The organism is Brevibacterium limosum (genome assembly GCF_011617705.1).
In the GTDB taxonomy this organism is placed as follows: Bacteria; Actinomycetota; Actinomycetes; order Actinomycetales; family Brevibacteriaceae; genus Brevibacterium; species Brevibacterium limosum.
On the sequence record NZ_CP050154.1, the window covers coordinates 4,215,385 to 4,226,913 of the forward strand.

The 11,529-nt window shown below is 67.4% G+C and carries 8 protein-coding genes; 5 read left to right on the forward strand and 3 right to left on the reverse strand.

Annotation, left to right across the window (positions count from 1 at the left end; translation table 11 throughout):
- The first annotated feature begins 22 nt into the window (after positions 1-22).
- A complete protein-coding gene (locus GUY37_RS18805) occupies positions 23-763 on the forward strand; it encodes a hypothetical protein (protein WP_227492502.1) in 741 nt (246 codons plus the stop codon).
- 174 nt (positions 764-937) lie between these two features.
- Here GUY37_RS18805 and GUY37_RS18810 read toward each other — a convergent pair whose 3' ends face one another.
- Positions 938-2,188: an MFS transporter gene (locus GUY37_RS18810; RefSeq protein WP_166828974.1), complete on the reverse strand. Its 1,251-nt coding sequence runs from the start codon at positions 2,186-2,188 to the stop codon at positions 938-940.
- Between the two features lie 29 nt (positions 2,189-2,217).
- Complete coding sequence (argS, locus tag GUY37_RS18815) at positions 2,218-3,957, reverse strand: arginine--tRNA ligase (protein WP_166828977.1); 1,740 nt, start codon at positions 3,955-3,957, stop codon at positions 2,218-2,220.
- Positions 3,958-4,044: 87 nt separating this feature from the next.
- On the opposite strand from argS, the gene GUY37_RS18820 reads away from it, so the two are divergent.
- Positions 4,045-7,380, forward strand: coding sequence for a S41 family peptidase (locus tag GUY37_RS18820; protein ID WP_228278257.1), 3,336 nt, complete (start codon positions 4,045-4,047; stop codon positions 7,378-7,380).
- 242 nt (positions 7,381-7,622) lie between these two features.
- Here the strand turns inward: GUY37_RS18820 and GUY37_RS18825 are convergent, their stop codons facing one another.
- Complete coding sequence (locus GUY37_RS18825; protein WP_228278258.1) at positions 7,623-8,315, reverse strand: hypothetical protein; 693 nt, start codon at positions 8,313-8,315, stop codon at positions 7,623-7,625.
- A 302-nt stretch (positions 8,316-8,617) separates the two neighbouring features.
- Between GUY37_RS18825 and GUY37_RS18830 the strand changes: the two genes are divergently transcribed.
- From GUY37_RS18830 to GUY37_RS18840, 3 genes are all read left to right on the forward strand, one after another.
- The gene (locus GUY37_RS18830) at positions 8,618-9,451 is read left to right on the forward strand and encodes an enoyl-CoA hydratase-related protein (RefSeq protein WP_166828982.1); all 834 of its coding nucleotides are present in this window, start codon (positions 8,618-8,620) and stop codon (positions 9,449-9,451) included.
- 27 nt (positions 9,452-9,478) lie between these two features.
- Positions 9,479-10,624 carry an acyl-CoA dehydrogenase family protein gene (locus tag GUY37_RS18835; protein ID WP_166828985.1) on the forward strand — a complete coding sequence of 382 codons (1,146 nt, stop codon included), beginning with the start codon at positions 9,479-9,481 and terminating at the stop codon, positions 10,622-10,624.
- A gap of 84 nt (positions 10,625-10,708) precedes the next feature.
- Positions 10,709-11,473, forward strand: coding sequence for an SDR family NAD(P)-dependent oxidoreductase (locus GUY37_RS18840; protein WP_166828987.1), 765 nt, complete (start codon positions 10,709-10,711; stop codon positions 11,471-11,473).
- The last annotated feature ends 56 nt before the right edge of the window (positions 11,474-11,529 follow it).

The following is an 11,529-nucleotide window of genomic DNA, read 5'->3' on the forward strand; positions in this document are numbered from 1 at the left end:
ATCTAAGGATTGGGAACTGTTTATGTCGAAGAAGCCCACCCGAGATCAGCTCACTTCGAAGCTCGATTCCGCGAAGCAGACGTCACTCCGAGTCCTGGCAGATGCCAGCGAGAACGCAGCCCCGAAGCTGCGTGATGCCGCTGACAAGGCCCGCCCTCAGGTCGAGGCGCTGGCTGGCAAGGCCGAAGAGTTCGCTGAGAAGGCACGTCCGCAGGTCGAAGCCCTGGCCGACAAGGCCAATGACCAGGTCCACTCCTGGGCCGACAAGCTCGAGGCCTACCGCCCCGAAGCCACCGAACGCGCCGGCAAATTCGCCTCGAACGCCGCGACTTCGCTGTCCGGTGTCGAGACCCCGAAGCTCATCGATGATCTGGCCGTCCGCCTCACCGGCGACAAGAAGGCCATGAAGAAGGCCCGCAAGGCTCTCGCCAACGCCGGAAAGCGCATCGAAAAGGACACCGCCCGCAAGTCCGGTGGCGGAAAGGCCGCTCTCGTGTGGACCCTCGTCATCGGTTCGGCCGCAGGAATCGGCTACTACGTGTGGAAGAAGGCCCAGCCGGTCGAGGATCCCTGGTCGACCCCGCTGCCGAACAACCGTCCCGCCGATGCCCGTCCGGTCGGTTCGACCCCGGCTTCGCGCGAGGCAGCTGCCACCGAGGTCTCGCAGACCGCGGTGCCCTCCACCAAGGCAGAGGCCACGGACGAGGTCCCCGCTCCGAAGCCGGCTGTCAAGCCCGCCGAGGATACTGACGCCAAGCACTGAGTCACTCAGGCGAATCATCAGATTCGCGTGACCGTCACCGAGGCGGCCCACCACAATGGTGGGCCGCCTCGGTGTTTATGTGGGTGTTGAGTCCTTCTTGCTACCTGACGGCGGCCCAGCAACCTGGCGCCAGGTTGCTGGGCCGCCGTCAGGTAGCAAGAAGGGAGGGCGAGCCTATTCGGGGTCGAGGACCTCACGCCCGCCGCGGGGGAAGCCTCCGGCCCTGCGGGCGGCCAAGAGACCGGTGATCGTGAATGCGAGGGTGGCGGCGAGGATGAGCAGCAGCGGTGCCGTCCACCCGGCTGTGGCCGTGTTGAGCCAACCGGCGAACGGCGGGGCCAAGGTCGCGGCGAGGTAGCCACCGAACTGCACGCGCGCCGAAGCGGACGCGGTCTGGGCGTCGCTGCCGGCGGTGCGGGCGATGATCGAGAAGATCGCCGTGAACCCGCCGCCTTGGGCGATTCCGCCGGTCGTCGCCCACAGCCAGTAGGCGCCGGGGGCCGCCAGAAGCCCCACGGGCAGGGACAGCCAGAGCACGGCGACGATCGCCACGGGCACCCACGGCTTCGTCTTCACGGCCAGCAGCGGCACCCCGAACGCGCCGAGGATCGCAGCGATCTGGAACAGGGACGCCGTACTTCCGGCGGCGGTCGGGGCGAGCCCGATGGTGTCTCCGAGGTAGCTCGGCAGCCAGGTCGTCGTCGCATAGTAGGCGGTCGACTGCCCGGAGAACGTGATGATGAGCAGGGCGATGATCAACCGGAAGGAAGCGGGAGCCTCGGCCCACGACTGCTTCGCGGCGGGGGCGGCCGCCTCGGCGGCGGAAGGATTCTCGGCGGATTCGGCCGCGGCAGCGCGTGCGGCTTCTCCCTCGCGGCGCACGCGCGTCCGGATGAGCACCATCCAGAAGCCGAGGCCGATGAAGGCGAGACCGCCCCATGCGGCCAGCGCCCAGCGCCAACCGAAGGCCTCGGCCAGCGGGCCGGTGCCGATGAGGGTGGCCATCGAACCGACGTTCATCATCGCCGAGTACAGGCCGGTGACCATCGACACCTGTTCCCACGGGACCTCGCGGCGGATGATGACGGGCACGACGATATTGCCCAAGGTGATCGCCAGACCGATGATGCCGGTGCCCACGAGCACGAGCCAGGACGGGCCGACCGAACGCAGAACGGTGCCCAGCAGGACACCGGTCAGGCACGCGAGAACCGTGACTTCGGCGCCGAGGCGGGTGATGAACTTCCCCGCCAGCGGCGTGGCCAGCGCAAACAGCAGAACCGGCAGGCCCGTGAGCAGACCGAGCCCGGCCGCGGTGAACCCCGTGCCCTCCTGAATGGCAGGCAGGATCGCCGTCGGCGCGATGATCGGGGTGCGCAGGTTGAGGGCGAGGATGACGATGCCCAGAACGATCCAGGGCAGCATCCTCTTGGCAGAAGGTCGCTGAGGCGAACTCACATCCGCTCGGGAACGCGGATGCCGAGCACTCCGAGACCGGCCTGGAGGACCTCGAGCACGATCGCCGAGAGACGCAGACGGGAGTCGCGCAGCTCTTCGGTCTCGGCGATGAGCACCGGGCACTGCTCGTAGAAAGAGGTGAATGCCTGGGCGAGATCGAACAGGTACGTGCACAGCCGGTGGGGCGTCGACCCGGTGGCCGCCTCGGTGAGCACATCTGCGAAGCCGAGGAGGATAAGCGCGAGCTCACGTTCGGCCGTCTCACCGAGGCTGATCGCAGCGTTCGCCACCTGGGAGGCATCGACGCCTTCGGCCTCGGCCCTGCGGCCGATGGAGCGGATGCGGGCACCGGCGTACTGCAGGTACGGGGCGGTGTTGCCGATGGGGGCGAGCATCCGGTCGAGGTCGAAGGTGTACGAGGTGTCGTGGGCGACGGAGAGGTCGGCGTATTTGACCGCCCCGATGCCGACGATGCGGGCGACCTCGTCGGCCTCCTCGGCGCCGAAGTCCACGCTCGACTCTGCCAGAGTCGTCTTCGCCCGGGTCACGGCCTCTTCGAGGAGTTCGGCCAGGCGCAGCGGGGCACCGGAGCGGGTGCGCAGGATCTTGCCGTCGGAGCCGAGCACATTGCCGATCTTCACGTGTTCGGGGCTGAAGGTCTCCGGCAGCCAACCCGCCTCGCGGGCGACGGTGAAGACCATGTCGAAGTGCATGGCCTGCGGGGTGCCGACGACGTAGAGGGCCCGGTTCACCCCGAGGTTGACCGCCCGGTTGCGGACGGCCGCGAGGTCGGTCGTGGCGTAGCCGTAGCCGCCGTCGGACTTGCGGATGATGAGCGGCAGGGGTTCGCCCTCACGGCCGGTGAAGCCTTCAGGGAACACGCACAGCGCACCGTCGGAGATCGTCGCCAGGCCCTTGGCCTCGAGCTCGTCGCAGACCTCGGCGAGCATATCGTTGTAGGTGGACTCTCCGGCAAGGTCGGCGTCGGTGAGAGTGACGTCGAGGAGGGAGTAGATGCGGTTGAAGTATTCGCGGGAGTAGCCGACGAGTCTCGTCCACAGTCCCAGGGTCTCTTCGTCCCCGCCCTGGAGCTTGACGACGCGGGCGCGGGAGCGGGTGGCGAAGGCCTCGTCGGAGTCGAACTTCGCCCGGGCCGCCTGGTAGAAGGCGTTCGGGTTCTCGGACACTTCGGAGGCTTCGTCGGAGTCCACTCCGACGTCGAGGAGGTGCTCGATGAGCATCCCGAACGGTGTGCCCCAGTCGCCGATGTGGTTCTGGCGGATGACGGTATTGCCGAGGAACTCGTGGGTGCGGGCCAGGGCGTCGCCGACGACGGTGGTGCGCAGGTGGCCGACGTGCATCTCCTTGGCCACGTTCGGCGCCGAGTAGTCGATGGCGATGGTCTGCGGATCCGTGTTCTCCGGGGCCGCTGCGGCCTGCCCTGCCTGGAGGGCGGAGGCGAGGAAGTCGGGGGTGAACGTGAGATTGATGAACCCGGGCCCGGAGATCTCCGGGGTCTCACAGATGCCGTCGAGGTCGAGGTTCAGGACGATCTGTGCGGCGATTTCGCGCGGCTTCGACTTCAGTTCCTTGGCCAGCGGCAGGGCCACATTGGCCTGGAAGTCTGCGAACTGGCTGCCGCGGATGACGGGATCGCGCCCGGCGAAATCCTCACCGAAGGCCTGGGTGAGGGCGGCGGCGAAACGGTCCGTGAGCACAGAAGTCAGAGATGGCATGTGCCCATTCTATTGCCGGGTGCAAGTTGCCTGGGCATCGGTTCCGGCCCGCGGCCGCGGCTCGACCGAGCTTGTAATGTGGGTCACGTGACTTATCTTCGCTATCCCCATATCCAGTCCGATCTCATCACCTTCACCGCCGACGACGATGTCTGGCTCGTTCCCTCCGCAGGCGGCCGCGCCTGGCGACTGACCTCCGATCATGCGCCCGTCCGGTCACCGAGGATCTCGCCCGATGGAACGCACGTCGCGTTCGTGTCCTTCCGCACCGGCCAACCGGAGCTCATGGTCGCCGAGGTGGCCACCGGTGCCCTGCGTCGGCTCACCTGGTTGGGGTCGACGGCGATGACGATGCTCGGGTGGTCCGATTCGACCCATGTCCTCGTCGGCGCGAACGCCGGGGAGTTCGAGGTCCGCAACCATGTGGTGAAGTCCGTGAGCCTCGACGGTGAGGTCGACCGGCTGTCGTTCGGTCGCGCTTCGGGTCTGGCTCGGCACCATTCGGGCGTGACCGCTCTGTCGACGCCGTTCTCCCGTCCGCCCGCGCATTGGAAGCGCTACCGGGGAGGCACCGCACCGAGGCTGTGGCTCGACCGGGTCGGCAACACGAATGCCGCCGGCATCGGCGACGGTTCCGGGGCCCGGTGGCAGCGACTGCTGCGGGGGGACGAGGCGTCCCTGACGGATCCGCTGTGGGTCGGCGATTCTCTCGTCTTCACCTCGGACCGGGCCGCGACCTTCCCTCACCACGCCGATGAGCAGGCGAATCTGTGGATCATCGACGGTCTCGCCACCTCGGCGAATGTGGATGGGTCCGGCGACGTCGCGGTCGAACCGCGCCAGCTCACTCAGCAGACCGAGGCCGAGGGCTATGTCCGTGACGCCACGACCGACGGCACCCGCATCGTCTGGCACTCCCGTGGGGAGATCAAGGTCCTCGACAGCCTCGATGCGCAGGTCCGCACCCTCGCAGTGACTCTGCCGGGTACTCAGGTGCAGCCGCTGAGCCTCGATCCGAAGACCGGACTCAACCACATCAGCCCTGACAGGCAGGGAAACGCCTCAGTGGTCGAGTGGCGCGGCAAGACCTTCTGGCTCGCCCACCGCGAGGGCCCGGCCCGGGCGCTGTGCGCGGACTCGTCGATTCGCACCCGCGAACCCCTCGTCCTCGGGGACAGCGGTCTGGCCGCGTTCATCACCGATGTCGACGGGGAGGACGCGATCGAGGTCGCGTCCGTGACGAGGGACAAGCCGCCTCGGCGAATCGGGGCCGGAGCCCTGGGCCGGGTTCTTGACCTGCAGGCGGACGCGGCGGGGAAGATGCTCGCCACGATCTCCCACGACGGGTCGATTCGGACCGTCGAGGTGGGCAACGGACGGACGCGGCTGGTCGGGCATTCGGGCCATGGCGAGGCGCGCGATCCGCGCTTCTCAGCCGATGGGAAGTACCTCGTGTGGTCGCAGCCGACTCAGGGTGAGGAGCTGCTCGCGCAGCTGATGATCGTCGAGGTGAAGTCGGACCGGGAGGCGGAGCCGCTGACCAGCGGAAAGTTCAACGACTTCTCTCCGACGTTCACCTGCGACGGGAAGTTCGTCGCGTTCCTCTCCGATCGCACCTTCGATCCCTCGTACAACCAGCACTCCTTCGACCTGTCGTTCAACGGCGTCACCCGACCGTGGCTGCTGCCCTTGGCCGCCGATGAGCCCGCACCGTTCGGGCCGAGCGCGAGCGGGTGGCCGATCAGCGAGGTCACCGAGGAGTCGAAGTCCGAGCGTGGTCGCGGGGACAAGCCCGCCGCCACCGTCGAGGTCGAACTCGAGGGGGCGGAGGAGCGCATCGTGCCGTTCCCCGTCGCCTCGGGGGTCTTCCGGGATCTCGAATCCGCCGAGGGCGGTCTCGTGTGGCTGCGCACCGGCGATGTCGAGGCCGGCGAGCTCGGCACTCAGCGGGCCGGCGACGCCGGGGAGAAGCCCGCCGAGGTGATCCAGTTCTTCGACTTCGCCAAGCGCAAGGTCACCACCGTCGTCGACAAGGCCGACGAGTATGCGATCTCCGGAGACGGCAAGCTGCTCGTCGTGCGCAGCGATGATGCGATCAGCGTCGTCCCGGCGAACCGGAAGGTCGAGTCCGACGATGACGAGAACATCTCCGTCGACGTCTCACGCCTGCGGTTCGAACTCGACCGTCGAGCCGAATGGCTGCAGATGTTCGAGGAGAACTCCCGGATCATGCGCGACCACTATTGGCGCGAGGACATGAACGGGGTGGACTGGGAATCGGTGACCCTGCGCTGGCGTGCCGTGGCAGCGAAGGCGCTGACCCATGACGACCTCGTCGACGTCCTGTGGGAGACCGTGGGCGAGCTCAACACCTCGCATGCCTATGTCAGCCCGCCGGTCGCGTCGGATGCCGCATCGAAGAAGCTCGGCTTCCTCGGCGCGGACCTTGCCAAGACAGCGGAAGGATGGACGATTCATCGCATCCTTCCCGGTGAGAGCAGTGAACCGGATGCCAGGTCGCCGCTGCGGCAGGCCGGTGTCGGGGCCCAGCCCGGCGATGTCATCGTCGCCGTGAATGGTCAGTCCGTCGACGAGACGGCCGGTCCCGCCGCTCATCTGCAGGGAGCCGCGGACTCGATCGTCGAACTCACCCTGCGTCGCGGCCGCAGGGACCGCACGGTCGCGGTGATTCCGCTGGCCGGTGAGGAGAAGCTGCGCTATCAGGACTGGGTGCGCTCCCGCCGGGAGTATGTGGCCGAGAAGTCCGCGGGTCGCATCGGCTATGTGCATGTTCCCGATATGACCTCGTACGGCTGGGCTCAGCTGCACCGGGACCTGCGGCAGGCCATGGGCTGTGAGGGCGTCATCGCCGATGTGCGGTTCAACCGCGGCGGGCACACGAGCGCGCTCGTGGCCGAACGCTTCGCCGACGCGGTCGTGGCCTGGAATCAGGCCCGCAGCTACGACGAGATGGGCCGTGACCCCGAGGACGCTCCGCGCGGGCCCGTGGTCTTCGTGGCCAATGAGTTCTCCGGCTCCGACGGCGACATCATCAACGCACGCGTGCAGGCCAAGGGCATCGGCCCGGTCGTCGGCGTGCGTACCTGGGGCGGAGTCGTCGGCATCGACGGCCGCTACGACCTCGTCGACGGCACCGGAGTGACTCAGCCGCGCTATGCCTTCTGGATCGAAGGCAAGGGCTGGGAGGTGGAGAACTTCGGCGTCGAACCCGATATCGAGGTCGAGCACGATCCCGGTCAGCTCTTCGCCGACGACGATCCGCAGCTCGACCGCGCCATCGCCGAGGTGTTCGCCGGTCTGGAGGAACGTCCCGCCGCCCAGCCGCCGGAGTTCCCACCCCCGCGCGTGCAGCCGCTGAAGAAGGACGGTCCTGGGGCACGCACCCCAGGGCCCGGGGAGTAACGCCGACGCGACGAGGACTGACGATCTACCCGAGTTCGCCCCGTGCGTGCCCACGACCTGGAGGTGGCGGCCACTGCGCTGCCTCCTCACTTGGGTGGTCCGAACAGTCCCGCTAGGTGGGCGAAATGGTCACGAGATCCCGCCCGCGGCGGACGTGACCATTTCGTCCTCCTAGTGAGCTGCCTGCGAAAAGCCACCTGCACACGAGAACTCTCCTGCGAGAGCCTGCCTGCGGGAACTCCTCAATCCACCGGCACCAGGGCCCACATGGCGAAGGCGAGCAGCGCGAAGCCCGAGATGACTCCGCTGATGACCGGGATGAACGCGGGCGCCGCTGCGAAGAAGGCGATGAACCCGCCGATGCCGCAAAGAGTCACGACGGTGGCGAGCACATGGAAGCGGTCGAGTCCAAACACGCGACCGAGCGCATAGAAATGCGTGCCGACGACGACAGCCACCCAGGCAACACCGAGCTCAGGGTGGCCGAGACTCGACAGCAGACGGGCTCCGGCGAACAGCAGAACCGCTTCGATGAGCACGATGATCCAGTAGGCGCGCCCGAACGGAGGTTCGCGGCGAGCGCGCTCGGACGCGGCCGTGTGGGCTGCTCCGGGCGCTCTGGAGAATCCGGTCGAGCCTGAGGCAGCGTCCCCACGCGATCGGATGAGTCCACGTACCGCGAAGACCGCGATGCCTGCGAAGGCGAGGACTCCGACGGCGATGACGAGAGTGCGACCCAGGGTCGAGAACTGGGAGCTGTTGATGATGAGGAACAGCAGCCCGAAACCGGCGCCGATGAGCGCCCCGATCTCCGCACCGGCGGCCGTGTGAGAGTTCGGCCGAGAACTCGGTGGGCAGTCGGCGGCCGTCTGACTGCTCGGCGGGTGGGCGGAGGACGGGTGCGGTGTCGCCGGTTCGGGTTCTTCAGCAGTCATCATCGTCCGTTTCTCATCGTCATCGAGAGTCTTGCTCTGCGGGCAGGTGTGAACCGTACCTGCCGGCGGCCGCACCCGGCCCGGTCAATCGCCAAGTCAGTCGCTGCAAGGGTTCTCCACCTCGAACGGCCCGATGCCTTCGCCGTGGACATTGTCGCACTGGTGCGCTGGCGCGCCGATGAAAGCCCGTGAAACTCGGCGAATTCACATCATTCTTCCCGGCCGAAGACCTTTGACCTCGTTCGTGAACTCATGTTCACTAGTTGTGAACATAAATTCATTTTCCGTTCGAGGAGGCACCGATGCCGACATCCACCAGCGCGACTCAGCAGGCTGCGACCACAGAGTTCGACGACATCCTCTATGACGTCGAGGAGTCCTTCGCGGTCATCACGATCAACCGACCCGAGTCCTTCAACTCCTTCCGCTCGCAGACCGTCGACGAGCTCATCGAAGCCTTCACCCTCGCCTGGGGCGACAACCGGGTCCGCTCGATCATCCTCACGGGCTCCGGCCAGAAGTCCTTCTGCGCCGGCGGTGACGTCAAGCAGAAGGCTCAGACGGGGGACTACGGCCCCAGCCGCTACGGCATGTTCCGCATCTCCGAACTCCACAAGGTCATCCGGTCGGTGCCGAAACCCGTGATCTCCGCGGTCAACGGCGTCGCGATCGGCGGCGGCAATGTGCTCACCACTCTCTGCGACATCACGATCGCGGCCTCCCACGCGCGCTTCGGTCAGGCCGGCCCCAAGGTCGGATCCTTCGACGCCGGCTACGGTTCGGCCTTCCTCGCCCGCGTCATCGGTGAGAAGCGCGCCCGGGAGATGTGGTACTTCTGCGAACTCATCGACGCGCAGAAGGCCGAATCCTGGGGACTGGCCAACGAGGTCGTCGAGGCCGAACAGCTCCTGCCCCGCGCCAAGGATCGCGCTCGGGCCCTCGGGCTCAAGGCACCGACCGCGCTGCGCTTCCTCAAGCAGTCCTTCAATGCCGATTCCGAGATGCAGACCGGTTTCACGAACCTCGCCATGAGCGCCCTCGACCTCTACGCCCACTCGCCCGAGTCGCATGAGGGTGCGGCCGCCTTCGCGGAGAAGCGCGACCCGGACTTCAGCCGCTTCGACGGCGCCTACTGATCCGATCGACCAGCACAGAGGATTCCCGTGGACACGACTCTCACCCCCGACTCCCAGACTCTCCTCGATGCGGCGGCCGGATTCGAGGAGCGGCTCATCAGTGAGGCCCGCGACCGCGAGGCCGCCGGCCGCATCGGCGCCGATCTCACCCGGGAGATGGGCCGCGCCGGCCTCATCGCCCCCGAACTGCCGACCCAGCTCGGCGGGGCCGGCCTGACCAAGGTCACGACGGGGCTCATCACCGAGGCCATCGCCCGCGGCGACCTCACCGTCGCCTATGTCCAGGTCGTCGGCTCCCTCATCGGGCAGGTCATCGCCCGCAACGCCGACGCCGAGGTGGCCGCCCACTACTGCCGTCTCATCACAGCCGGAGACGAGACCGTGGCCATCGGGCTGTCCGAGCCCGAGGCCGGGTCGGATGCCGGAAACCCCTCGACCACGGCACGCCGCGACGGTGATGACTGGATCATCAACGGCACGAAATCGATGTCGCTGGCCATGACCTCGACGGCCACGGTGATCTTCGCCCGGACCGACCTCGAGGCCGGGCGGGGAAAGGGCATCTCGGCGTTCCTCGTCGACCTCGACGCCCCCGGGGTGGCCCGAAACCCCATCATCGACATGGGCCAGGCCGCGGTGGCCCGCGGCAGCGTGGAGTTCACCGACGTCCGCGTGCCGGCCGACCATCTCCTCGGCGAGGTCGGCGGAGCATTCACCCAGGTCATGCAGGGCTTCGACTTCTCCCGCGCCCTCATCGGACTGCAGTGCACGGGGACTGCGACACGCGCGATCGAGGACGCATGGACATACGTCACGAAGAGGCAGGCCTTCGACCAGCCGCTGTCGAAATTCCAAGGGGTCTCATTCCCGCTGGCCGAGGCGGAGACGAAGATGGCGGCGGCACGTCTGCTGTGCCTGGACACCCTGCGCCTCGGCGATGAGGGCCTGGCGCACACCTCTCAGGCGGCCATGTGCAAGTGGTGGGCCCCGCTCGAGGCCTACCATGCGGTGCATCAGTGTCTGCTTCTGCACGGGCAGAACGGCTACAAACAGGACCGGGACGTGGAGAAACGGCTGCGTGACGTGCTCGGCATGCAGATCGGCGACGGGACCGCACAGATCATGAAACTCATCATCGCCCGCAGCTCCGCCGGCCGCGAATTCGCCCCCTGACAGCGCCAGAACACCGACTTAACGGGACCAACACCGGCCCTGTCACCACCTCAGCATAAGACTCAGACCAGGAAGGACCCCACCATGTCAGCACCGACTCAGACCGCACCTCTGACCGATCGCATCATCATCGTCACCGGAGCAGCCTCCGGCATCGGCAAGGGGATCGCGAACCGCCTCGCCGCCGACGGCGCCACCGTCGTCGTCGCCGACCTCGACGCACAGAAGGCCGTGGACACCGCCTCGGCGCTGGGAAATGATTCGATCGGACTCGCCGCCGACGTCACCGACCGGGCCGCGGTTGACGCCATGGTCGCGGAGGTGGTCGAGCGTTTCGGTCGCATCGACGTCCTCGTCAACAACGCCGGCTGGGACAAGGTCGAACCTTTCATGGATTCGACGCCGGAGACCTGGCATCGGGTCATCGCGATCAACCTCCTGGGCACGCTCAACTGCACTCAGTCGGCGGCCGAGCACATGATCGCAGCCGGATCCGGTGCCGTGATCAGCATCGGATCGGACGCCGGCCGTGTCGGGTCGAGCGGCGAAGCCGTGTACTCGGCGGCCAAGGGCGGGATCATCTCGTTCACGAAGACCTTCGCTCGTGAGGTCGCCCGACACGGAATCACCGCGAACTGCGTGTGCCCGGGACCGGCCGACACCCCGCTGTTCGCCGAGATCTCCGCGGACAATCCGAAGTTGCGCACCGCGCTGGAGAAGTCGATCCCGATGCGCCGGCTCGCCCACCCCGAGGATCTCGCGAACGCCGTGGCCTTCTTCGCCCGCCCCGATTCCGCCTATGTCACCGGCCAGACCCTGTCCGTCTCCGGCGGACTGACCATGGCCTGATCGGCAGCTGATCACACCACCTGAGCGCGGCTGTCCGGGACCACCCGGCACCACCG